Genomic DNA, 24,116 nt, shown 5'->3' on the forward strand with positions numbered 1-24,116 from the left:
TGGGCGCTGGCAAAGGTCCATCAGATGTTGTGCATGCACGCTGCGGCACAAACACTCCCAGGATTTCAGTAACTGTCACCAAAACTGTCACCAGTTCTGTGTCGCGTGGACCTGATACCGCTGGAAGCCTTGAAAATAGTGGAGCGGGTGAAGGGAATCGAACCCTCGTTATCAGCTTGGGAAGCTGATAACGAGTTGTGTCAGAAGGGCCGTTGATGCTGTGGTCGGGGGACTGTAGCAGCTAGAAGCTATATTGATTCGTCGAAACGATTTTCTGTTTTAGTATTTCTTTTGCAGTTGTTCGCTAGCAACTTCTTCGATAATATTTTTCGAAAAAGCGGCCCCGTTAAAAGCGCTAAATAGTTCGCCTACTATGTCGGGGACTAATGAAGGTATTGAAGAATGTGCAATATCTAAAGGGATGTTTGTATGGCTCGTAATCTCGTTGTCGCCGCAAATTTTACCAGGGCTGATATGTCGCCTAAAGTCGTAAGACGTCATGATGCGATCTGCCAGCCCGCTCCAACGGAAAGCGAACTCTAGATTCGTTTTGTCACCCTCGAAACCCATGGATTTTGCGAACGAAATCGCAACAGCAATAGCTTCCGCTACATTTATTATGGCAATGTCCATGCCGAAGTATGAGTTTGGGGGGGTGCCTTTCGAAATAGCAATCGCATCCTCCCATAGAAGGCGAATATGGTAGAAGCTTCCTGGAGGTTCAACTCTCCAATAATCCAAATGTGGTCGGATGAAATTTCCAACATAGTCTTCGATTAAAGTCTCCCAGCCATTTGTACGGACTCTAGGCCTATCAGTGCTTTGCTGGAAACCACGGGTATCCATCCATAGAGGCCAGCCTGAGTGATGAGGATTGGCGTAAATAAAAGAATTCAAGAAATTGTCGTCTGCTCGTACCGCTCCCCGCTCTTGTGTACTGTTGATGACGAATGCCACCTCAAAACGTCCATTACCTAGTTCCCGCGCATTATCAGCTTTCGGAGCATCCAAAAATCTTTGACGGCATTGGTTCATGAAGGCGTCAATAACCGCTGTTTCAGGCTCGATCGACTGATTTCCGAAATGTGCGAGCAGGCTAGGGATATCTAACCCCGTAAGGTGGCGTCTGACGAAGTTTCCGATGTCCGCTTCCCGATTTTCGAAACAGACGTTCATTATTTGTGGCCAATCACTAAAACGTGCGGCGGCGGTACTGGGCGTATTATTTGCAAGCAGAGTGCGAACATACACAGTGTCTTGTTTTACCAAGTCTTGTGGCGGTGAATTCAGGTCTTGCAAACGGCATTTTGTTGCAACAGGTGTGCGTACTCCCGAAGGAATAACAATAAATGGAAAGCGAACTCCTTGGAAGTTTCCGAATTGAACTGTTATTTCAAAAGGCTCTGATGAGTGTTTTGTTATAAGTGCCTGGATTGTATCCTGATGGAACTGCTCATCCAGGTTTTCAGGAGACTCTGAGGTTAAGGGGATTCCTTCGTTAGAAATTCCAATTCCTAGGTAGCCGCCATCGAAGTTTCTCAAGGCAATTGCAGCTTTGACAATCTTTGCTTTTCCATCTTGCGTCAAGGGATCAATCCAGGCTTTCAGTTCGATATTTAGACTTTCGCGGGGTGCCTGTAAAAACTGATCTAAATCCATGTGAGGGTCCTGCCTTAATTATTATTTCGCCTACCGAAAGGCTCATTTTACTAGCTTTTAACCAGTGTTCAGTTATTAGAGGCGAGCGAGACCTGCTTGATATAGCCTGCGCTTTTGCGCCAATGGGACAAAACGCCCCTTCCGCAGCGTTTTGCCGCTCATCCCTCTGAGTCATCTCCATCACGGCCGCATCCAGGGCTAGTTGATTTTGATAAGTCCTTTCCAGCACATCCGCCAGTGAATATTCGCTGGTTGTTGTTGCCGACTCCTTTCGAAAGAGCTCAAGCATAGCAGCGACAGTGCTGGTGATTGGAGCCGAAACAGATTGCTTAATTTTTGCTACAGAGAAGGTGGCAGGCGGAACGAGGCTGGAGCAGGGAGGAAAATATTGGTACGAAAGTGGTACAGGAAAATTAACGGCGTCCTGTGAGCCCTTACTTATCAGGCGGGAGCGACCAGTGCGGCCAATCCATCATGGGCGCGACGGAAATCGGCGGTAGGGCGGAGCAGGTGTAGCGTTGGCTACGGACATGGGGAGTCTGGAATCGGTGAGGCTGGGAGGTGAGAGCGTTTATCAAGATTGGGCTTTGCGCTGAGGATCAATGAGCTTGCTGCGGTTTCACCCCGCCTCATCATCATTTAATCAGTTGAAGGTGTCGTGCAAATGAAGGAGATATCCCTCATCTCGCGTCGAAATCACTCGACGCGAGGTTATTCGCGACGGTTTGCTTTGTCGGTCAAGCCCCACTCACTACTGCTTATCCAAATCCCCAGGCTTCCAGGTTTTCTCATAGAACGCCTTAGTCGGACCATACAAACGCAAAATCACAAAGAAACCTTCCCCCGGCACGGTCTTGATCCAGTTTTTCCCGGTGCCCGGCGAGCTCGGGCCGAAGTGCACGTCAATCGAGCCGTCGGGGTTGGTGGCCGGTTTGTCCATGGTATTGAGCGACGGGAATGGTTGGCCATTGTCCAGGCCGGAGGCTGTGATCGAGTCATAGGCGGTGACTGACCAGAACAGGGCCGCCGGGATGCCTTTGGGCAGGTGGAGTGTGTAGCTGTTGCTGCCGGAGAGGAATTGGCCGCTGGCATCGACGAAGGTGACCGGGTATTTGGCACCGACGTTTTCCATGTTGGCCGCCATGCCGGGGCTGGCGGAGTAGGCGTTGGTGAAGAAGCCGGTGCGCGGGTCGATGAAGTTGAAGGTGTCGGCCGTGAATGTCGCATTGCCGGGGAACACGTTCAGCCATTTTCGATCGGGGTACCAGGTGCCACCGGCTTCGATGGTTTGCGGGGTGTAGGCAACGACGTGGCCGATCTTGCTGGCGGTTTTCGCCGCCTTGTCGAGCAGTTCGCGAGCGGCGGCATCGGGATTGAATGGCTTGCCTTTGACGATGCCCAATGCGGCGACCATGCCGCGCATTTCCATGTCCTGAGGGTCGACATATTCGTGATCGATGAATCGCCAAAGCATGTCGAATGCGCTGCCATCGGTTGGATAGAGCATGTTAACGGGCGTCTTCGAGGCGTTGGGGAACTCCATCGCTTTGGCCGTGGCCTGTTTGCCCAGCGGGTAGATGCGCGTCTGTTCCATGACCTTCACCGGCTGTTCCAACTGCTTGGGATCCTGGAAGAAACCGCGCCAGAACACGAATACACCGTAGGTGCGTGAGCGATAAGTCAGGTAGCCCGGTGGTACATCGCCCTTGTAGTCCGGTGGCAGTACCAGGTATTTGGCGCCTTTGCCTTTGTCGGGGCCAGGTAGTCCGACATCGCCACACCACTGGCGACCGTCAATGGAGCCTTCGGAGCAGATCGGCCGCTGGAAGAAGTCATCGAGAATGCCCTGCAAGCCCGGCGGGACTTCGAGCACCATCGGGCCGTCCTGCTTCAGGTCCAGATAACCCATGGCGTAGATCACGTCGGAGTTGGGGGTGGTGACCTTTGTCCTGGCGTTGAGCCGGTCTTTCCAGATCGGCAGCACGTTGTAGCCTGCACCGAAGGTCTTCTCGGAGCCTTCTTTCATGGCATACATATTCAACGCGGGCAGTGCCCAGATATACGACTGCACGGCGCGCTGGAACAGCAGTTCATCCTTGAGTTGCGCCACGCCTTCCCAGGTGGGATATCCCCCGGCGAAGGGCAGGTCGGCCAGTTGTTCGTAGTGTGTAGCGGCATGGACGTTGAGGCTGATCGAAACAGCCAGAGACAGTGCAGTCAGTGCTTTGCCTGATGTTTTCATTTCGAGCATCCGGTTACGGTCAGTTGGCTTTCACAACGGCAGGCGGCACCCAATCGCCATTCAACGCCGCAGGCTCGGGCCAGTAGGCGCGGATGTAGAGTGAGAAATCGGCATCTTTGGGTGCCGGCAGCCAATTGCTTTCCTTCTCCTTGCCGGGAGATTCTCTTTGCACGTAAATCGTCAGCGAGCCGTCGGCGTTGGCTTGCAATGCCTTGTTCTTGGTGCCGGTCGAGAAGCGCTTGAGGTCATTGGGGGCGAAGAAGTGCTGTTCGTTGTACAGCGTCAGCGACCAGAAGCCCTTGACCGGCGGAAGCTGCCCTTTGGCGAAGGTGACGCTGTAGCCGTTCTGGCCATTGAGGCGAGCGCCGGTCTGGTCCAGATCCTGGTAGAAGTATTTGGTCTCTTTCTGCTGATTGACGAAGATGTTCGAACGCGCCACGGCGGTGCGACTGAAATAGTCGGTGCCAAATGCCGCGCCATTGCTGATGGTGCTCCAGTGGTTGGGCAGTTGCAGGCCATAGTTGCGGAACTGCAGCAGCGGATCGATCACTTCGCTGTCGGCTTTTTTCGCTTCATCGATCATTGCCGCCTTGAGTTGCGGATCAGACTTGGCGATAGCGCTCAAGGCAGCCATTTGCGCGTAGCGCGCCTCTTCGCCAGGCAAAGGCTTGGCATCCTTGAGCAGCGCCGGCAGTTCGTCGAAGAATTTATCCGGCACTACCCATTTGGTTTCGCCGCTGCCTTGTACCTGCGCCGGGAATTTCGGCAGTTTTGCCCACTCCCGCCGTTTGACCTTGCCGTCGTACTGCGACAGCGGGTACATGTCGATGCCGGCCAGCGCCGATTGCACGGCACTGCGATCGGCAGCGGTGTCATCCTGAAAGACCCGGGGAATCACAAAGCCTGTATGGGTTCGTGCACGAAAGACCTGGGTGATGCTCGCCGGAACCTTGCCGTTCCAGTCCGGGCCCACCAACAGGTAAAAGCCGGGTTTCGTGCCGTACATCTTGCCCAGTTCGGCAAAGCTGTCGGAGCGCAGGTCCACCACCTGGTAGACCCAGAAGCGGCTACCGAAATCCGGCACTTGCAATACCACTGGTTCCAGGTCTAGAGCGATGCTGCCGGCGCCGTACACCACATCCTGGTTCGGGCAGGCCACCAATCGCTCCGCCGGGTCGATGTAGTCGCTGAGCATCGACAGGCGATTGAGCGGCGCCACCGGAACGATGCCGCCCATCAAGCCGGGTTCGGGGAGGTCCTTGAAGGCCTGGCGACGGTTGAAAATGTTCGCCATTGGCCAAGCCCAGAAATACGCTTCGCGCGCCATCATCCGCACGTAGGGTTCGGTCACTTTGGTATTGGCTACCGGGCCGGCGACGGTGGCGTCAGCGGCGTGACTGGTTGCGGACATGGAAGCAGCGGCCAGAGCTGCAATGAAACTCAGTGCAAACAGGCGGTGACGGTTCGGGAAACGGTTCATGAGGCATCCTTTCTTCAGGGGTACCGAATGAAAAGTAGGCTGCAGACAAGATAGTCCAACTTTTTCCTGTCAACGGACGCGGGCCGGATATCACCGCAGCGTTTCGGGAGCTGATGCGAAAAGGCTGGTGCAGGTTTCCGGGGGACCGGTGGAAGGAAACATATGGGGACCTGAACCCATGCTGTCATCCGGAAAAATTTCATGATGGCGCACGGGCCTGAGGTTCAATATGTGGTTCAAGGTCGAATCACCGTGTCACCACTGCACAGGAAAAAGAAAAATGAACTCAAACGTCGTCAAAGTAACGCTGGTCGCCGCTGCCTTGCTGTTGAGCGCCTGTTCGGGAGTGGGCACTCATCGCTGTGATTCGCCGGAGTGCCAGCCGTCCAGTGGATTCGGCCCTGTCACTGGCAATAACCCCAACAAGCTGAATTTCCATGGCAGTGCGCTGGGCAGCAGTTACGGCGAGTACAGTTCGGGCTTGCTGCATGACGATTGATCGATGACAAAACGGTGGAGTGACTTCCACTGTTTGCACCTGGCTTGATGCGTCGCGGGCAGCATCTGACGCAGTGTCAGGTCGAGCCTGTTCAGAACCACCTCCGGATAGCGAAAACCGGAGGTGCTTCTCACTGGGGCTGAATGTGCCGGTTCAGGATGAAGTCCGCCACGGTGCACTTATTGCCGTTGCAGTCATCGGACTGCTTTTTCAGCGTTTTCATGAGGCTGAGCGGGTTCTCGTCGGTCCAGCCGCTGAGCATCACTGCGTAATTGCGGTCGTTCTGAAAAGGTTCCGGCTCACGGGCATCGATCACCAACGGCCTGTAAACGCCGGACTTATTGACGCGAAGTGGATTTCTCCCTCGATGCCACTGTGCCGCTCCCGCAATTGATATACGAAGACGACTTCAACCAGCGCTGATCCGGATAGTAGGAAAACAACAACTGTCCATCCTTCATCGAGTCGATCAGGCGATGCGCAATCGCCGGCCTGACTGCCGGACAGCCCAGGCTTCTGCCGATACGGCCGTTGGCACGCGCCAGGACGGGGCTGACATAGGGTGCGCCATGGATGACGATTGCCCGGTCGTAGGCGTTATCGTTGAAGCCTGGCTCCAGGCCCTCCATGCGCAATGAATAGCCATTCTGGCCACTGTAGCTTTCCTGCGTGCGGAACAGGCCAAGGCTGGTGGCGTAGCTTTCGTTCTGGTTGGAGAACCAGGTAGCCATGTTTTCGCCACTGTTGCGGCCGTGGGCGACGAGCTCGTGGAACAGCAATTTGCGTTTTTTCAGGTCGAACACCCACAACCGTTGTTCGGTGGAGGGCAGGGAATAATCGATCACTGCTAGTCTCTGTGCCGGTGCAGCACCTTGGGCACGGGTACACTGGCTGGCGCGTACCGCCAGGGCAATGACCTTGGCATTGGCATTCGGGGCGGCTTTGGCCAGCGCGACTTCAAGCGAATCGGCGTAGGCTGAAGGAATGAAGGCCGACGTCAACAGCAGGGCTGTGAGCAGAAAGCCAATGCGGTGTGCCGGCATAAGGTAAGTCTCATCAGGAATATATCGAGTCTAGCAGCGAGTTGGACGCTAGCCTTTTGATTTGCGGGAGATTAAGGATTATCCATGGTGCAATTAACAAGGTTATTCGTCATAAGCCCCGCGCTTTTTATGGTCTTTCTGATCAGCGGCATCGCGCAAGGTGAAACTTCTTCGATCGTGCCGGTATCTGCGCCAACGAGCGTATTCTCCGCCGCGCCTGACGATGTCGTCGGTCAGGCGATTCAAGCGGTGCTCGAACCCTTGCAATCGGCCTTTCCTCCGCTGCTGACTTCACGCAAGCATCAGCGGGCGGATATCAACCGCGTCGTCCTGGACTTTTATTCGCACCGCAATTACCGCGCCGCCTGGACCAACGGGCGCGACGTCACCCAGTTGCTTGATAGCCTGAAAAACACCGAGAACGATGGCCTGGTTCCGGCAGACTTCCGGATTACCGAACTGGCCCAGGCGCAACTGACCATGCAGGTCACCGCACCGACACCCACGCAATCAGCGGCCTTCGATATCGCGCTGACCAGGACCTACATCACTGCGCTGTTGCAATTGCGGCGGGGGAAGGTTGATCCGTCCCGACTGGATTTTCACTGGAACTTCGATCCGCCGGGTGTGGATCCTCGCGAAGACGTGAACAGTTTCTTTGTCGCGCTCGATGATCACGACGTGGCGCGGGCGTTCGCTCAAGCCCCGCCACAGGAAGCGGTTTACCGCAGTTTGCGAGAGGCGCTGACGCAGTTGCGCAAGATTCGTGATGCCGGTGGCTGGCCGAAGATTGCCGAAGGGCAGTCGCTCAAGCCCGGAATGACCGGCGCCGCGGTTGCGCAACTGCGTGCCCGTTTGGTCGCCGCCGGTTATCTCGTTGCGCAAAAGCCCCAACGCACCGATTACGACGCCAGCATGATTGCGGCGGTGAAGAAGTTTCAGGTCGAGCAGTACCTGGATGCCGATGGTGTTGCAGGTGCGGCGACATTGGCATCGCTGAACGTGCCCGTGGAGGCCAGAATCGATCAGGTCCGGGTGAACATGGAGCGGGCACGCTGGCTGCTTTACAAGCTTCGGGGCACTTTTGTCGTGGTTGATATTGCCGGCTACAAGGTGGCCTTGTACCGCGACGGACAACCGATCTGGCGCTCCCGGGTACAGGTCGGCAAGCCGATTCGCAGTACACCTGTGTTTCAGTCCGAGATTACCTATGTGACCTTCAATCCCACCTGGACAGTGCCGCCGACGATTCTGGTGAAAGATATGCTGCCCAAGATCCAGCAGGATCCGGGCTACCTGGCGGCCAACCGGATCAGGGCCCTTGACCGCAACGGCAATGTGCTCGATCCATCCACCATCGACTGGTACAACGCGCGCGGTATCACGTTACGCCAGGACGCGGGGCCCGATAACTCATTGGGGCAGGTCGCCATTCGTTTTCCCAATGACTATTCGATTTATCTGCATGACACGCCCCACCGCGAGCTGTTCGCCAAGTCTGTGCGCACCACCAGTTCGGGCTGCATTCGGGTAGAGAACCCATTGCAGCTGGTCGAGCTATTATTCAACGATCCGGTGCGCTGGAACAGCGAGGGCATACAAAAGCAATTGGCCAATGGCAAGACCGAAAACATCAGGCTTCCGGTCAAGATACCGGTGCTGCTGGCTTATTGGACAGTCGACCTGAGCAAGGAGGGGCGGGTCACGTTCAAGCCCGATGTCTACGGCTACGATTCACCGGTACTGCAACAGTTGAACCTGCCTTCAAAACTGCCGGCATTGGCGTTGCCGCGGGCGGAGTCAGCGCTGGTGCTGTCCGGCCAAGGCGAGTGACCGTCTCATGCCCGATGAAAACTATCGGATTGAAAGCAGGTCACAGATGATCGATTAACACGGAAAGGGAACTCACCGATGGATGTTGCGCAAGAAAAACCGTTGCTCAGCTCGGGTCAACTTGATGTGCATGACCTGGATGAGTGTCGCAACATCAGGAAAGGCTCGGTATTCATCATCGCCTCGGGGGCGTCTGCCAGGGATTTTCCACTGCACAAGTATGCAGACGTTCCTATGATCACCATGAATGGCGCCATTTCGAAATTTGCCGGCACAGGTATCACACCGTTCTTTTATGTCTGTACCGACCAGGGCTTTTCCCAACAGCAACCCGAGCTCTTTACCGAGGCCATGCGCCTGTGCAAGCGGGTTGCCTTGTGGGAGCGGCATGTCTGGCATACAACGCTCAAGCCTCGGGGTGAGTTGTACTATCTGCGGCGGGCGCCGAAGCTCGGCTGGCGCGACCTGCTCAAGACCGATAAGGACCTGGTCAGGTGCCGCAAGCTAGGCAATGGTCGCAATAGAACCCTGGGTTTCAGCAGGAATCTCAAGCGCGGATTTTTCGACGCTCGCACGGTAGCCTATCTCGCATTACAGCTTGCCTATCACGTGGGGTTTACCAGGGTGTTTCTGGTGGGGGTCGATCTGGATCCACTGGCGGGGCGCTTCTATGAGAAGTCCGGATCGTTTGTTTCTCCCTGTGTGCTCGATGATCATTTCCATACGCGAATCCTGCCGTCATTCGAAATACTGGCGAGAAGCGTCATGAACGAGGATTTTCGTGTTTACAACCTGTCGAACTCTTCAAGAATTCCGGTGAATCTCGTCCCCCGGGTAACGCTCGAAGAGGTCGATCGATTGATCTGAGGGCCGGGCCAGGCTGGTTTTGTGAGTGGGTGGGTCAAATGGCAGCCACTGGGCGCATGGCTCCCATTTTCAGGTTGTAAACCCGTAAACTTGGCATCCGAACACGAGGATCCGGGCTTGCGCTCATGTCCTGCCCATTCAGGATGAGCTTTTGCCTACACGCCTTCACGACTCGCATCTGACCCCTGGCGTCGCATTGACACGCATACCGCTGCGCAAGGCAGCGGTTTTGTTTATTGCCACGGTATGCCTGTGCCTGTGTGCGTTGCTGTATCTGCAACTGGAACAATCCCGGCGTCAGGACTTGAACCAGGCCAGGGTCGCCTCCTCGAACCTGACGCGAGCGATGGCGCAGCAAGCCGAAGACACGTTCATGAAGGCCGATCTGGTGCTGACCAGTCTGGTGGACTGGATACAGGTTGACGGTTTCGGACCTGCCTTGAGGCCACGGTTACAGAAGACCTTCGCCCGGCGCGTACAGGCGCTGGAGCAATTGCACGGCATTCTGCTGTTTGACGAAAAAGGGCAGTGGGTCGTGACGTCATTTGAAAATCTGCCCCGTGGTCCCGGCGTGGCGGATCGAGAGTACTTCAAGTTTCACCAGCAGAATGTCTCATCGGTGGCGCACATTGGCCCGGCGATTCGCAGTCGCGAAAACGGAGAATGGATCATTCCGGTTTCCAAGCGGGTGAACGACAAGAATGGCCAGTTCCAGGGCGTGCTGCTGGCCGGAATCAAGATGTCCTACTTCGACCAGTTCTTCAAAAGCTTCAGCCTCGATGACAACGGTTCGATGTTTCTGGGACTGACCGATGGAACGTTGCTGGCGCGGCGTCCCTTTGTCGAGGCCCAGATCGGCACTTCATTGGCCCGCGGTGAAATCTTTCAGAAGTTCCTGCCTCAGGCGCCTTCAGGCGATGCGATGTTTACGTCGATGATCGACGGTGTTGTCCGTTTGTATGGTTATCGGCAACTGGAGGCGTATCCGCTGGTGGTCGCGGCGGCGACTTCCCGGGACTCGATCCTGGCGGGCTGGTACGACACGGCGTGTCGCTCCAGCGTGATAGTCGCGCTGGTCATGCTCGGTGTCGGCCTGTTTGGTTGGGTGTTTATCCGCCAGGTGCGTGTCGGCGAACGGGTCGAGGCGGATTTGCGCGAGGCCCAGCAGGCACTGGAGCTGATCGCCACGCACGACAGCCTGACCGGGCTGGCCAATCGCAGGCTGTTCGAGCGTGCGCTGGACATCGAGTTCGGGCGCGGTGCGCGCCAACAGAGCCCGCTGAGCCTGATCATTCTCGATATCGATTACTTCAAGCGCTACAACGACACTTATGGTCATGTGGTAGGCGATCACTGCCTGGCCGAGGTGGCGCGCGCCGTCAAAGGGTGCTGCCACCGCAAGGCCGACCTGGCCGTGCGCTACGGCGGCGAAGAGTTCGCGGTGTTGTTGCCCGACACCGATATCCACGGTGCCATGACCATTGCCGAACAAATCCGCCGCAGCGTCATCGACAAGAACATCGGTCACGGCGGTTCGCCCACCGGGTATGTCACGGTCAGCCTGGGCTGCTACTCATTCGTGCCGACGGGGCGCGACAGCATGGAGGTGTTCATCCAGCGCGCGGATGCAGCGCTCTATCAGGCCAAGCATTCGGGTCGTAATCGTTCGGCCGTTCTGTCAATGGACGTCGCCGTTGAAGCGCTGATGCGTTCGGATCGTTGAAGCGCTTTGGTGTTTCACCTCTGCAACACCGCGGCCAACCGGCCGTCCGCCTGTCAGAATTCATTCATTTGATCGTCTAGAGTTCCGTTAGCTCTGCCGAACCTGGCAGGTCTCCCCACTGCATGGACGATCACTGACATGTTGCTAACCCAAGCATTGACAGCCGCTGCTCTAACCGTCGTAGCCTCCGCTATCTTTCCGCTGGTCAGTCACGCGCAATCGAAAGTCACCGCCGAAGAGGCTCACGCCATTGGCGTTGATGCCTACGTGTATTTCTATCCGTTGCTGACCATGGACGTCACTCGCAAGCAGTTCACCAATATCGAACCGGGAAAGGAGTTCGGTAAAGGCCCGATGAACATGTTCGTGAGTGTGCCGGAATATCCGCCGGCGAATTTCAAAGGCGTGGTGCGATCGAATTTCGACACCCTGTATTCCATCGCCTGGCTCGACTTGACCAAGGAGCCGCTGGTGATTGCCGCACCCGATACGGCCGGACGTTTCTATTTGCTGCCGATGCTGGACATGTGGAGCGATGTGTTCGCCTCCCCGGGATGGCGCACCACGGGCACCGAGGCTTCGCAATTTCTGGTGACGCCACCTGGGTGGACTGGCACCGTGCCGGCCGGGCTGAATCATCTGCCGGCCCCTACGCCCTATGTGTGGATCATCGGTCGCACCAAGACCGATGGCGCGGCCGATTACGCGGCTGTGCACAAGATTCAGGCCGGCTACACCGTGACGCCATTGTCTCGCCTGGGCAAGGGCGCCGAGCCGGTCAGCGTCAAGATCGACCCGACCGTGGATATGAAAACGCCGCCGAAAATCCAGGTCGACACGATGTCGGCGGCCAGCTACTTCGCCTATGCCGCCGAGTTGCTCAAGATTCATCCGGCCCACAGTACCGATCAACCGATGCTGGCGCAGTTGAAACGAATCGGCATCGAACCCGGTAAATCGTTCAGCCTGGATGCGCTCGATCCTGATATCAAAGCCGCGTTGCAAACCGTTCCACAGGACGCACAGGCGCTGATGAACTGGAAAGTGGAAACCCTGGCGCGGGTGGTCAATGGCTGGTCAATGAACACCGACACCATGGGCGTCTATGGCAACTATTACCTCAAGCGGGCCATCATTGCGCAACTGGGGCTCGGCGCCAACCTGCCGGAGGACGCGATCTATCCATTGAACCTGGGTGATGCGAACGGCAAGGCGCTTGAGGGGGCGAACAAATACGTGCTGCATTTCGACAAGGGGCAACATCCGCCGGTGAATGCATTCTGGTCGATCACCTTGTATGACCCCGAAGGATTCCAGGTCGGCAACGGGCTCAACCGCTTTGCCGTCAGCAGCTGGATGCCGTTCAAGAACAATGCCGACGGATCACTGGATATCTACTTCCAGAATGAGAGCCCCGGAAAGGAACTCGAAGCCAATTGGCTACCAGCACCGAAGGGGCCGTTCAACCTGACCATGCGTCTGTATGGGCCGAAAGCCGAAGCATTGAATGGCAAGTGGAACCCGCCGGCAATTAAGCAAATGTAGGTTTCAAGCTATGGCAGGCAGCCGAAGATGCTCCGTCATCGGCTGCTTCGTCTGCGTATGAGTTGCAGTGTCAGCGAAGCCTGTATGCGGCCAGCCTGCTTTCCAGGTGCTGCCGTACTTGCGGCCATTCGTCGTCAATGATGCTGAATCGCACCGAATTGCGCTTGCGCCCGTCGGGCATGATGCGTTCGTGACGAACGACACCTTCCTCCTGAGCCCCCAGCCGCAGGATGGCCTTGCGTGATGTCTGGTTGTTTTCGTCGGTGGTGAACTGCACGCGTACGCAATCGAGTTCCTCGAAGGCATAGCGCAGTAACAAGTACTTGGCCTGCGTATTGACGAAAGTCTTCTGCCAGCGTGCTGAAATCCAGCTACTGCCAATTTCGAGCTTGCGGTTGAGCCGGTCGATCTTCCACAGGCGGGTCGAGCCGATGACCTGGGCGGTGTCGTTCAGCACGATTGCGAAAGGCAGTACCGAACCGGCATCGCGGCCATCGAGGGCTTTTTTGAGGTAGGCGTCGACGGTGGTGGGCGAGGGCACGACGGTCACGGTGAGGTTCCACAATTCACCGTCCGCGGCGGCAAGTACCAAGGCATCGGCATCGGTGTATTGCAATGGACGCAGGGTAATTCGGCTGCCTTGCAACAGGGTATCCATGAGGTTCAGGCTTCTCGGTCGAGCTGATGGGGGGAGTGTTCATGACGCCGTACACTGACCTCTCGACGCAGGTGTTGTCGAATGTTCGCGTCGGGCGATTGGCTAAATCAATTGTCGGTCAGAGTGATTGATCCTTTATACCTGACCGCCCTGGGCGGAGCGATTCGCCTGCCGCTTACACAAGGACTGAACGATGAGCGAGCCTCGCCTGAGCAATCGTGCGCTTTACCTGCAGCGCCTGGGATTTTCTTCGCCGCCTGCACCGACGCTGGAGACCTTGCGTCAACTCCAATTGCGTCACACCGGCGCTTTTCCGTTTGAAAACCTCACCACACTGTCGGGAGAGCCGGTGCTGATCGATCTGCCATCGGTGGAGCGCAAGGTTCTGCACGAAGGACGTGGCGGTTATTGCTACGAATTGAACAATATGTATCTGGCGTTGCTGCAAGAGTTGGGCTTCGACGCCCGTGGCATCAGCGGCCGTGTGGTCATGGGCCAGCCCGAAGGCGCCTGGCCCGCGCGTACCCATCGCTTGAGCCTGGTGACACTGGACGGCGTGCGCTACATCACCGATGTCGGCTTCGGTGGCATGGTACCCACCGCGCCGTTGATACTCGACAGCACTGCCGAGCAGGTTACGCCTCACGAAACATGGCGCATCGAGCCGCACGCCGATGGCTACACCCTGCGAGCAAGGGTCGCTGATGAATGGCGCGCGATGTACATCTTCGATCTGCAACGCCAGGAAGACATCGACTACACCGTCGGCAACTGGTACGTCTCGACCCATCCGGAGTCGTCCTTTGCCAGGCAGTTGATGGTGGCGCGCACCGGTGAAGGGTGGCGACGTACCCTCAATAACGGCAGTTTCGCGATCCATCGCGTGGGGTGCGAAAGCGAACGCCGGCAGGTAGTCGATGTGCAGGAGTTGATTGCCTTGCTGGAACATGAGTTCGGCATTCGTGTGCCGGTTCACGCTGCCTTGGTGCGTACACTTGATCGACTGATCGCGCAGCAATAGGCAACTTGATATGCACACAAAAAGGAGTGGTCTGCCCCTTTTTGCATCACTTTCAAGGGCGAGCCTCGGGCTTCATCACGCGTTGAATTTCCCTTAGGACTTCAGAAAGCTTTTTCTCCAGGGTCTTCAATTCCGAAGCCGTGATCGACTTTTTCAGATGCAAGGCGTCAGGGTTATCGGCGGATGCGCCATGGCCGTTCAGCAATGCGCGGCGCAGTGTGTGGTTGATCGCGGTCTGATAGCCATAGCCCTCGCTTTCTGCCAGCGCGCGTGCCGCTTCGATGACGGCATCATCGAGCATGATGGTGATGCGGGTCTTGCCTTTGCCGGGGGCAACGGCTGCGCGGCGGGCATCGCTGAAGTCGTATTCATCTTTCATCGGTCAAGCCTCCAGGTACTGACGGCGCTCGTTTTTACTGGCGAGACGCGCAGAAATGATTCGAACGAAATTCGGGTCACGGTAGGTGTATGCAACGACCAGCAAGCGACCTTTGGCATCCTGTCCGAGGGTGATCCAGCGCTGCTCGTCATGACGATCATCCTGAAAGGTCAGGGCGCGTTCGTCGTAAAAAACCGGCTCTGTCTCAGCGAGGCTGATGCCTTGATGCTTGAGTTTGTTGGCTGCGTTCTTTGCCTTGTGGTACTGAATTTCGAATGGCTTCATTATGCATACTTTATATGTATATGGAAGGAGAGGCTCACGACCGGTGGTCGCCGCAAATTCAAAAGGCTAGCGGACGCAGGAGAATGGCCCGGGAGGATGTATTTCAAGGTTTAAGGCAGAGGTGCGTGTTACTGGCAGGCGGCTTGCGTGAACGACCGTTCATAACTTGACCGTTAAGTTGTATACAACTCTATGGACATTTGTCCTCAGTCTTGAATACAGTGTGCGCATAACAAAAACCAGGGAACCCCCTAACATGAAAACGCCCCATGTTTCACACCAACGGCCCGAAGATGAAAACCTCGGGGTCGGCGCGAATATGGCTTACGGCCTGCAACATGTTCTGACGATGTACGGTGGTATCGTCGCGGTGCCTTTGATCATTGGTCAGGCGGCCGGCCTCTCGCCGGCGGACATTGGTTTGTTGATTGCTGCTTCATTGTTTGCGGGGGGGCTGGCCACGTTGCTGCAAACCCTGGGTCTGCCGTTTTTCGGATGTCAGTTGCCGCTGGTGCAGGGTGTGTCGTTCTCGGGCGTCGCCACGATGGTGGCAATCGTCAGCAGTGGCGGGGAGGGTGGCTTTCAGTCGGTGCTTGGCGCGGTCATTGCCGCCTCGTTGATCGGCCTGCTGATTACCCCGGTCTTCTCACGGATCACCAAATTCTTCCCGCCGTTGGTCACGGGTATCGTGATCACCACCATCGGCCTGACGTTGATGCCGGTCGCCGCACGCTGGGCCATGGGGGGTAACAGCCATTCTCCCGACTTCGGCAGCATGGCCAACATCGGTCTGGCGGCGGTGACGCTGGTGCTGGTGCTGCTATTGAGCAAGTTGGGCAGCGCGAGCATTTCGCGTTTGTCAATCCTGCTGGCCATGGTCATCGGCACCTTCATCGCGGTGTTTCTGGGCATGGCGGACTTTTCCGGTGTCAGTCAGGGGCCGATGTTCGGATTTCCAGCGCCGCTCCACTTCGGCATGCCGACGTTCCACTTTGCCGCCATCCTGTCGATGTGCATCGTGATCATGGTGACCCTGGTGGAAACCTCGGCGGACATCCTGGCAGTCGGTGAAATCATTGGCACCAAGGTCGATTCCAAGCGCCTGGGCAATGGTCTGCGGGCGGACATGCTATCGAGCATGATTGCGCCGATCTTCGGCTCCTTCACCCAGAGCGCATTCGCCCAGAACGTCGGCCTGGTTGCGGTGACCGGCATCAAGAGCCGCTTTGTGGTAGCTACCGGCGGGCTGTTCCTGGTCATTCTCGGCCTGTTGCCATTCATGGGGCGTGTCATTGCCGCGGTGCCGACCTCCGTTCTCGGTGGCGCCGGCATCGTATTGTTCGGTACGGTGGCCGCCAGTGGCATTCGCACTCTGTCCAAGGTCGACTACCGTAACAACGTCAACCTGATCATCGTCGCCACGTCCATCGGCTTCGGCATGATCCCGATCGCTGCACCTAACTTCTACGATCATTTCCCAAGCTGGTTCGCCACTATTTTCCATTCAGGCATCAGCTCGTCGGCGATCATGGCCATCTTGCTGAACCTGGTGTTCAACCATTTCACCGTCGGCAATTCGGATCAGCAATCGGTGTTTGCCGCAGCGGCCGAGCGGGTGTTGCGTTATCAGGACCTGGCTGCGCTGCGTGAGGGTGATTACTTCAGTGACGGCAAGCTGCATGACTGCGACGGTAAGGAAGTGCCGGTGATCGATGTGGAATCCGATCATGGTCACGGGGTATCGAAGACCCATGTGAAAAACAGTGAGCACGTCTGACGACCGCTGAACAGAAAAAAAGCCGACCGGTTGCAAGACCGGTCGGCTTTTTTCATGTTGCAGGCTTTTTCATCGACCACAAAAAAGCCCCTGAATCTTTCGATTCAGGGGCTTTGCTATTTGGCTCCACAACCTGGACTCGAACCAGGGACCCAGTGATTAACAGTCACTTGCTCTACCAACTGAGCTATTGCGGAATTGGTGCGTATGTTACTGATTTAAAAAGGCAAGTCAAGCGTTGCGATGAAATTTTCGATTTTTCCCGATCAACCGCCGAAGGTGATCGTACCCATCATCAATTTTGCGTACAGGGCCGTGGCCGCCAGTTGCACCAGCCAGAGGGCCAGTCCGCCGAGAAATACCCCGGTCGCCACCTGCAGCACCAGGTTGTTGCCGCGTCGGGACGGCGTACGTGGAATGTAGTCATCCAGATCGTCGCGGTCGGCGCGCAAGTCATCGTTTTTCATAAGGGGTCTCTGGAATATCGTCTGTGTGCAGTTTAGAGGGTATGGGGCAATTCATCAGGGCAAATGAAAACGGGAAGCCCGAAGGCTTCCCGTTTTGTCATTGCCGGATGTAATCAGATGACCTGAACAATGGCATCCGTCACGACCTGGATGTTGCTCTGGTTCAGGGCGGCAACGCAGATACGACCGGTGTCCAGCGCATAAATGCCGAACTCGTTGCGCAGGCGATGAACCTGTTCAACGCTCAGGCCGGAGTAGGAGAACATGCCGCGCTGACGACCGACGAAGCTGAAATCGCGCTGCGGAGCGTTTTTCGCCAGCAGGTCGACCATCTGGGTGCGCATGCCACGAATCCGCAGGCGCATTTCAGCCAGTTCGGCTTCCCACTGGGCGCGCAGTTCCGGGCTGTTCAGGACAGCGGCAACGATGGTTGCACCATGGGTTGGCGGGTTGGAGTAGTTGGTGCGGATAACGCGCTTGACCTGCGACAGGACGCGGGCGCTTTCTTCCTTGGATTCGCTGACGATCGACAGTGCGCCGACACGCTCGCCGTACAGGGAGAACGACTTGGAGAACGAGCTGGATACGAAGAAGGTCAAGCCCGACTCCGCGAACAGGCGCACGGCAGCGGCGTCTTCGGCAATGCCGTCACCGAAGCCCTGGTAGGCCATGTCGAGGAACGGTACGTGACCTTTGGCTTTCACCACGTCCAGTACGTTTTTCCAGTCTTGCGGGCTCAGGTCGACGCCGGTCGGGTTGTGGCAGCAAGCGTGCAGCACAATGATCGAGCCCGATGGCAGGGCATTCAGGTCTTCCAGCAGGCCGGTACGGTTGACGTCGTGGGTCGCGGCGTCGTAGTAGCGGTAGTTCTGCACCGGGAAACCGGCGGTTTCGAACAGTGCACGATGGTTTTCCCAGCTTGGATCACTGATCGCCACGACGGCGTTGGGCAGCAATTGCTTGAGGAAGTCGGCACCAATCTTCAGTGCGCCGGTACCACCAACGGCCTGAGTGGTAATGACGCGGCCAGCGGCGATCAGTGGCGAATCGTTGCCGAACAGCAGTTTTTGCACGGCCTGGTCATAGGCGGCGATGCCGTCGATTGGCAGGTAGCCACGGGAAGCATGTTGAGCGGCGCGAATGGTTTCGGCTTCGACAACGGCGCGCAGGAGTGGAATTCGCCCCTCCTCGTTGCAGTAAACACCAACCCCCAGGTTGACCTTGTTGGTACGGGTATCGGCGTTGAATGCTTCGTTGAGGCCCAGGATTGGATCGCGTGGTGCCATTTCGACAGCGGAGAACAGGCTCATTTTTGCGGCGGCTCTGATTGGAGAGTGGACGGACGTGTCGCGCTCCAGCCGAATGCACTAGAGCGGTGCACAAACGGGGAGCTAGTATAGAGGCCATCTGCGATCGATGGCGACAGACGATTCTGCTTTTAGGTGAAGTTTTTCCTGATATTTTTCGACCGTTAGTCGACAGGCATCCGCAAAGTGTTCGAGGGATGTAGGAAGTTCGCCTTGAAAGCGAGAGTAATCGGCTCCACATTGAGCACAATCCTGTTTTTTCACTCGGGCGACAAGCGTCGTTTTGGGTCATTCCCGTTCCTGCCGGCTTGACCGCGCAGACGCGATTTGCTGTTCCGAGAACCCTGAGGTCGTTCATGTCCGAATTCCAGCTAGTCACCCGCTTCGCACCTGCCGGCGACCAGCCGGAAGCCATTCGCCTGATGGTCGAAGGAATCGAAGCCGGGCTGTCGCACCAGACGCTGCTCGGGGTGACCGGCTCGGGCAAGACTTTCAGCATCGCCAACGTCATCGCAAAGGTACAACGGCCGACCCTGGTGCTGGCGCCGAACAAAACCCTGGCCGCGCAGCTGTACGGTGAGTTCAAGACGTTCTTCCCGAATAACGCCGTGGAGTACTTCGTTTCCTACTACGACTACTACCAGCCCGAAGCCTATGTGCCGTCCTCGGACACCTTCATCGAGAAGGATGCCTCGATCAACGACCACATCGAGCAGATGCGGTTGTCCGCCACCAAGGCGCTGCTGGAGCGCAAGGACGCGATCATCGTGACCACGGTGTCGTGCATCTACGGTCTGGGCAGCCCGGAAACCTACCTGAAGATGGTGTTGCACGTGGATCGTGGCGACAAGCTCGATCAGCGTGAACTGCTGCGGCGCCTGGCCGATCTGCAGTACACCCGCAACGACATGGATTTCGCCCGTGCGACATTCCGCGTGCGTGGCGATGTGATCGATATCCATCCGGCGGAGTCGGATTTCGAAGCGATTCGTATCGAGCTGTTCGACGACGAAGTTGAAAGCCTGTCGGCATTCGATCCGCTGACGGGCGAAGTCATTCGCAAACTGCCGCGTTTCACCTTCTATCCAAAGAGCCACTACGTGACGCCGCGGGAAACCCTGATGGAGGCTGTCGAGGGGATCAAGGTCGAATTGCAGGAGCGTCTGGAATACCTGCGCTCCAACAATAAACTGGTAGAGGCTCAACGCCTGGAGCAGCGCACCCGCTTCGATCTGGAGATGATCCTCGAACTGGGCTACTGCAACGGCATCGAAAACTATTCGCGTTATCTGTCCGGTCGCGAAGCCGGGGCGCCACCGCCAACCCTTTACGATTATTTGCCCGCTGATGCCTTGCTGGTGATCGACGAATCCCACGTCAGCGTGCCGCAGGTCGGCGCCATGTACAAAGGCGACCGCTCGCGCAAGGAAACGTTGGTGGAGTATGGCTTCCGTCTGCCATCGGCACTGGATAACCGGCCGATGCGTTTCGACGAATGGGAAAGTATCAGCCCGCAGACGATTTTCGTTTCGGCGACACCGGGCAACTATGAAGCTGAACACGCCGGCCGCATCGTCGAGCAGGTGGTGCGCCCGACCGGCCTGGTGGACCCGCAAGTGGAAATTCGCCCGGCGCTGACTCAGGTCGACGACTTGTTGTCGGAGATCACCAAGCGAGTAGCGGTCGAGGAGCGGGTACTGGTCACGACGCTGACCAAGCGCATGGCCGAGGACTTGACCGATTACCTGGCCGACCATGGCGTACGCGTGCGCTACCTGCACTCGGATATCGATACGGTTGAGCGAGTGGAAATCATCCGTGACCTGCGCCTGGGCACGTTCGATGTGCTGGTGGGGATCAACCTGCTGCGCGAAGGCCTGGATATGCCGGAAGTTTCGCTGGTGGCCATTCTGGACGCGGACAAGGAAGGTTTCCTGCGCTCCGAGCGTTCGCTGATTCAAACCATCGGCCGGGCGGCGCGCAACCTCAATGGCCGGGCGATTCTTTATGCCGACAACATCACTGGCTCCATGGAGCGCGCGATCGGCGAGACCGAGCGGCGACGTGACAAACAGATCGCCTTCAACCTGGCCAATGGCATCACGCCCAAGGGTGTGTTCAAGGACGTTGCCGACATCATGGAAGGCGCCACCGTGCCGGGCTCGCGTAGCAAGAAACGCAAGGGCATGGCCAAGGCGGCCGAGGAAAGCGCGAAATACGAAAGTGAATTGCGTTCGCCGAGCGAAATCACCAAGCGTATCCGGCAGCTTGAAGAGAAGATGTATCAGCTTGCCCGTGACCTGGAGTTCGAAGCGGCGGCGCAGCTGCGCGATGAGATTGCCAAGTTGCGCGAGCGCCTGATCACGGTTTGAATGTTGCGTTGAATGTGTGGGCCTCTTCGCGAGCAGGCTCGCTCCCACAGGGATGGCTCTGGTTTTTGTGGGAGCGAGCCTGCTCGCGAAAGGGGTGTCCCCGATATTAGTGTGCTTCGCCAGCCTTGAGCCCGGCGGGCAGCTTCTTCGTCAGCAGCACCGCCAGCATGCTGATCCCCAGTGCAATCCCGACAAAATGAAAGGCATCGTTGTAGGCCATGATCGATGCCTGCTGGTGCGCGATCTCACTGAGTTTGCCCAGGGCGGCCGTTTCACTGCCCAGCCTGTCGGTCAGTGACGCCAGGCGCTCGGCCACTTGCGGGTTGCTTGGCACGATGGACTCGCGCAAGTAGTCGAAGTAGGTTTTGGTGCGCGCATCCAGCAGCGTGGCGAGCAGGGCGATGCCGATAGCGCCGCCGAGGTTGCGCAGAATGTTGAACAGGCTCGAGGCCGACCCCGCATCCTGGGGCAGGATGAAGGCCGTTGCGATCAAGGAAATGGTGACCATGATCAGAGGCTGGCCCAGCGCGCGGATGATCTGGATCTGGTTGAACTGCGGTCCGGCGAAATCCGGGTTGAGCACCCCGGAAGAAAAACTCGCCAGGCCGAACAGGCCGAAACCCACCGTGCACAGCCATTTCGGCGAGACGTACTTCATCAGCTTGGGCACCAGCGGAATCAAGAACAGCTGCGGCACGCCCATCCACATGATCACTTCGCCGATCTGCAGGGCGTTGTAGTTCTGGATCTGCGCCAGGTACAAGGGCAGCAGGTAGATGGATCCATACAAGCCGACGCCCATGCCGACGCTGGAAATGCTCGACAAGCCAAAGTTGCGATTACCCAGGATGCCGAGGTTGATCAGCGGGTTGGGCTTTGAAAACTGCACGATCACAAAGGTGATCAGGCTGATCAGTGCGATGCTGCCCAGGGTCACGATCAGATCGGACTCAAGCCAGTCCTTGCGGTGGCCTTCCTCCAGAAAAACCTGCAGGCAACCAAGACCGACGCCAAGGGTGACAATGCCGGCGTAATCCGTGCTTTTGAGCAGTTCCCAGTGCGCCTCTTTCTTTTCCAGCCCGTACATCAGGCCGGCGATCATGATCAGGCCGGGGGGCACGTTGATATAGAAGATGTACTCCCAGCCCCAGTTTTCCGTCAGCCAGCCACCCAGTGTGGGACCGATGGACGGGGCGAAGGTGGCGGTCATGGCAAACATCGCCATGCCTTTGGCGCGGTGGTGTTCCGGCAGTTTGATCAGGGTAAGCGTGAATGCCAGCGGAATCAGGGCGCCGCCGGTAAACCCCTGGAGAGCCCGAAAGACGATCATGCTTTCCAGGCTCCAGGCCATCGAGCACAGCAACGAGGCGACGAGAAAGCCCAGTGATACCCACACCGCCAGTCGCCGCGCCGACAGCAACTGCACCAGCCAGGCGGTCAGCGGGATCATGATGATCTCCGCCACCAGGTACGAAGTTGAAATCCACGAGCCTTCTTCCAGTGTCGCCGACAGCGCACCCTGGATGTCCTTGAGCGAAGAGTTGGTGATCTGGATATCGAGCACCGCCATGAAGGCGCCGAGCATCACGCTCATGACCGCGATCCAGTCGCGCCTGGTCGGTTCCCCGACAGGGCGGATCAGCTGATCACCGGCCATCTTCAGGGGTGTCTTTGCTGCTTACCTTGTTCGTGGCCGCGTCAGGAGCATCCTTGATGTTCACGGTGGCCGTGACCGACATCCCCGGGCGGATCTTGCCGCGCAATGGGTTGTCTGCGGCGAAGGTCAGTTTGACGGGAATCCGCTGGACGACCTTGGTGAAGTTGCCCGTGGCATTATCCGGTGGCAACAGGCTGAACTGCGCGCCCGAGGCGGCGAACAGGCTGTCGACCCGGGCTTCGATCGGTGTGTCGCTGTAGGCGTCGAAGGTCAGCTCGGCCTTCTGGCCGGGTTGCATGTGGCCGATCTGGGTTTCCTTGAAGTTGGCCTGAATCCAGATGTCTTCATCGGGCACGATCGACAGCAGGTAGGCGCCGGCCTGCACGTATTGGCCTTCACGAGCCGAGCGCTGGCCGATCAGGCCGCTGATCGGCGCGTGGATTTCACTGCGAGTGAGGTTCAGTTCAGCCTGGGCCAGATCGGTCCGGGCGTTGGCGATCTGGGCGTCGAGACGCTTGATTTCGGCGGTCAGGGCGTTGACTTGCTGGCGTTGGCCCTGGGCATCGGCCTGGGCTTTGCTCAATTGCGAACGGGCAATATGGTTGTCGGCTGCAAGGGTGGTTACCCGTTCTTCTGAAACATAGCCGGGCTTGCGCAGGGTTTCGGCCCGGTTCAGATCGATTTGCGAGCGGCCCAGGCTTGCCTGGCTGGAGGCGACCTGCGCTTCGCTGGCGGCAATCAGGCTCGCTTGCTGGGTCAATTTGCTCTGGGCTTGCAGGCGTTCGGCTTGACGGGTAGCGAGGACGGCGTTGGCGCGGTCGACGGCCAGATGGAAATCATCGCCTTCCAGCCGGATCAGCAGTTGGCCTTTCTCGACATGCTGGTTGTCCTGCACCAGCACTTGATCGATGCGCGCGCCCAATTGACTGGACACACGGGTGATCTCGCCCTGGACATAGGCGTTGTCGGTGCTCTCATAAAACCGTCCCTTGAAGAACCACTGAGCGAAAAAGCCTGCGACCACGAGCAGGACAATCAACAGGAAAAAGGACAGGCGACGCTTGAGTTGGGCAGGCATGGGGCAAACTGTAGTCGTGGATTTGTCAGGAAAGTTATCAGCAGGTGAATCTGGCATACAGGCGATTAACGGTAAATGCCATCGGCTGATATTCGGCCATTCACCGCAGCATATGGGCGATGTAGCCGCAACCTTGGCTTAAATGCCCTGTTCACTGGAGCGCGGTATGTGTCGCCTGTTACCATTCGACTCTTGTTTGAAGTTCGCCTTGATCTTCGCTTTTC

Annotated in this window: 19 protein-coding genes, 1 tRNA gene and 2 pseudogenes; 8 read left to right on the plus strand and 14 right to left on the minus strand. The window is 57.4% G+C overall.

The features are described 5' to 3' along the window. Positions 1-279 precede the first annotated feature (279 nt). From ACQKP2_RS10570 to ACQKP2_RS10585, 4 genes and pseudogenes are all read right to left on the minus strand, one after another. Complete coding sequence (locus ACQKP2_RS10570) at positions 280-1,659, minus strand: AlbA family DNA-binding domain-containing protein (protein ID WP_427576213.1); 1,380 nt, start codon at positions 1,657-1,659, stop codon at positions 280-282. 68 nt (positions 1,660-1,727) lie between these two features. Beyond that, a pseudogene (locus ACQKP2_RS10575) lies at positions 1,728-1,948 on the minus strand (hypothetical protein). 462 nt (positions 1,949-2,410) lie between these two features. Then, positions 2,411-3,901, minus strand: a complete 1,491-nt coding sequence (locus tag ACQKP2_RS10580) for a DUF1254 domain-containing protein (protein ID WP_427576214.1) — start codon at positions 3,899-3,901, stop codon at positions 2,411-2,413. Between the two features lie 19 nt (positions 3,902-3,920). Then, a complete protein-coding gene (locus tag ACQKP2_RS10585) occupies positions 3,921-5,381 on the minus strand; it encodes a DUF1254 domain-containing protein (protein WP_427576215.1) in 1,461 nt (486 codons plus the stop codon). A gap of 280 nt (positions 5,382-5,661) precedes the next feature. On the opposite strand from ACQKP2_RS10585, the gene ACQKP2_RS10590 reads away from it, so the two are divergent. After that, entirely contained in the window at positions 5,662-5,880 is a 219-nt protein-coding gene (locus ACQKP2_RS10590; RefSeq protein WP_427576216.1) for a hypothetical protein, read from the plus strand. A 157-nt stretch (positions 5,881-6,037) separates the two neighbouring features. Here ACQKP2_RS10590 and ACQKP2_RS10595 read toward each other — a convergent pair. Together ACQKP2_RS10595 and ACQKP2_RS10600 are read right to left on the minus strand one after the other, a co-directional pair. Then, positions 6,038-6,217: pseudogene (locus ACQKP2_RS10595) on the minus strand (copper oxidase); the annotation flags it as partial. Between the two features lies 1 nt (position 6,218). After that, positions 6,219-6,923: a murein L,D-transpeptidase catalytic domain family protein gene (locus tag ACQKP2_RS10600; RefSeq protein WP_427576217.1), complete on the minus strand. Its 705-nt coding sequence runs from the start codon at positions 6,921-6,923 to the stop codon at positions 6,219-6,221. Positions 6,924-7,007: 84 nt separating this feature from the next. On the opposite strand from ACQKP2_RS10600, the gene ACQKP2_RS10605 reads away from it, so the two are divergent. From ACQKP2_RS10605 to ACQKP2_RS10620, 4 genes are all read left to right on the plus strand, one after another. Beyond that, positions 7,008-8,756: a L,D-transpeptidase family protein gene (locus tag ACQKP2_RS10605; protein WP_427576218.1), complete on the plus strand. Its 1,749-nt coding sequence runs from the start codon at positions 7,008-7,010 to the stop codon at positions 8,754-8,756. Positions 8,757-8,834: 78 nt separating this feature from the next. Further along, positions 8,835-9,623: a lipopolysaccharide biosynthesis protein gene (locus tag ACQKP2_RS10610; RefSeq protein WP_427576219.1), complete on the plus strand. Its 789-nt coding sequence runs from the start codon at positions 8,835-8,837 to the stop codon at positions 9,621-9,623. Between the two features lie 151 nt (positions 9,624-9,774). Beyond that, positions 9,775-11,346 carry a sensor domain-containing diguanylate cyclase gene (locus tag ACQKP2_RS10615; protein WP_427576220.1) on the plus strand — a complete coding sequence of 524 codons (1,572 nt, stop codon included), beginning with the start codon at positions 9,775-9,777 and terminating at the stop codon, positions 11,344-11,346. A 138-nt stretch (positions 11,347-11,484) separates the two neighbouring features. After that, positions 11,485-12,891, plus strand: a complete 1,407-nt coding sequence (locus ACQKP2_RS10620; RefSeq protein ID WP_427576221.1) for a DUF1254 domain-containing protein — start codon at positions 11,485-11,487, stop codon at positions 12,889-12,891. Positions 12,892-12,961: 70 nt separating this feature from the next. Here ACQKP2_RS10620 and ACQKP2_RS10625 read toward each other — a convergent pair whose 3' ends face one another. After that, the gene (locus ACQKP2_RS10625; protein ID WP_427576222.1) at positions 12,962-13,549 is read right to left on the minus strand and encodes a GNAT family N-acetyltransferase; all 588 of its coding nucleotides are present in this window, start codon (positions 13,547-13,549) and stop codon (positions 12,962-12,964) included. A gap of 193 nt (positions 13,550-13,742) precedes the next feature. Here ACQKP2_RS10625 and ACQKP2_RS10630 point away from each other — a divergent pair, with 193 nt between their 5' ends. Next, on the plus strand, positions 13,743-14,570 hold the full coding sequence (locus tag ACQKP2_RS10630; protein WP_427576223.1) for an arylamine N-acetyltransferase family protein: 828 nt from the start codon (positions 13,743-13,745) through the stop codon (positions 14,568-14,570). Between the two features lie 52 nt (positions 14,571-14,622). On the opposite strand, the gene ACQKP2_RS10635 is transcribed toward ACQKP2_RS10630, so the two are convergent. Both ACQKP2_RS10635 and ACQKP2_RS10640 read right to left on the minus strand, forming a co-directional pair. Beyond that, positions 14,623-14,949, minus strand: coding sequence for a BrnA antitoxin family protein (locus ACQKP2_RS10635; protein WP_427576224.1), 327 nt, complete (start codon positions 14,947-14,949; stop codon positions 14,623-14,625). Between the two features lie 3 nt (positions 14,950-14,952). Further along, positions 14,953-15,234 (minus strand): BrnT family toxin, encoded by a 282-nt coding sequence (locus ACQKP2_RS10640; protein WP_427576225.1) that lies wholly within the window; start codon positions 15,232-15,234, stop codon positions 14,953-14,955. Positions 15,235-15,490: 256 nt separating this feature from the next. On the opposite strand from ACQKP2_RS10640, the gene ACQKP2_RS10645 reads away from it, so the two are divergent. Further along, positions 15,491-17,011 carry a nucleobase:cation symporter-2 family protein gene (locus tag ACQKP2_RS10645; protein ID WP_427576226.1) on the plus strand — a complete coding sequence of 507 codons (1,521 nt, stop codon included), beginning with the start codon at positions 15,491-15,493 and terminating at the stop codon, positions 17,009-17,011. Positions 17,012-17,132: 121 nt separating this feature from the next. Here the strand turns inward: ACQKP2_RS10645 and ACQKP2_RS10650 are convergent. The 3 genes from ACQKP2_RS10650 to ACQKP2_RS10660 form a co-directional block, all read right to left on the minus strand. After that, positions 17,133-17,208 (minus strand) — tRNA-Asn (locus tag ACQKP2_RS10650). Positions 17,209-17,277: 69 nt separating this feature from the next. Next, complete coding sequence (locus ACQKP2_RS10655) at positions 17,278-17,478, minus strand: hypothetical protein (RefSeq protein ID WP_427576227.1); 201 nt, start codon at positions 17,476-17,478, stop codon at positions 17,278-17,280. A 113-nt stretch (positions 17,479-17,591) separates the two neighbouring features. Continuing rightward, positions 17,592-18,788, minus strand: coding sequence for an amino acid aminotransferase (locus ACQKP2_RS10660; RefSeq protein WP_427576228.1), 1,197 nt, complete (start codon positions 18,786-18,788; stop codon positions 17,592-17,594). Positions 18,789-19,141: 353 nt separating this feature from the next. On the opposite strand from ACQKP2_RS10660, the gene uvrB reads away from it, so the two are divergent. After that, entirely contained in the window at positions 19,142-21,157 is a 2,016-nt protein-coding gene (gene uvrB, locus ACQKP2_RS10665) for an excinuclease ABC subunit UvrB (RefSeq protein ID WP_427576229.1), read from the plus strand. 106 nt (positions 21,158-21,263) lie between these two features. Here the strand turns inward: uvrB and ACQKP2_RS10670 are convergent, their stop codons facing one another. Next, positions 21,264-22,814 carry an MDR family MFS transporter gene (locus tag ACQKP2_RS10670; protein ID WP_427576230.1) on the minus strand — a complete coding sequence of 517 codons (1,551 nt, stop codon included), beginning with the start codon at positions 22,812-22,814 and terminating at the stop codon, positions 21,264-21,266. Then, positions 22,804-23,892, minus strand: coding sequence for an HlyD family secretion protein (locus ACQKP2_RS10675; RefSeq protein ID WP_427576231.1), 1,089 nt, complete (start codon positions 23,890-23,892; stop codon positions 22,804-22,806). The genes ACQKP2_RS10670 and ACQKP2_RS10675 overlap by 11 nt, the downstream gene beginning before the upstream one ends. Between the last annotated feature and the right edge of the window lie 224 nt (positions 23,893-24,116).

It is taken from the genome of Pseudomonas sp. NPDC089569 (genome assembly GCF_050280625.1).
Classification (GTDB): domain Bacteria; phylum Pseudomonadota; class Gammaproteobacteria; order Pseudomonadales; family Pseudomonadaceae; genus Aquipseudomonas.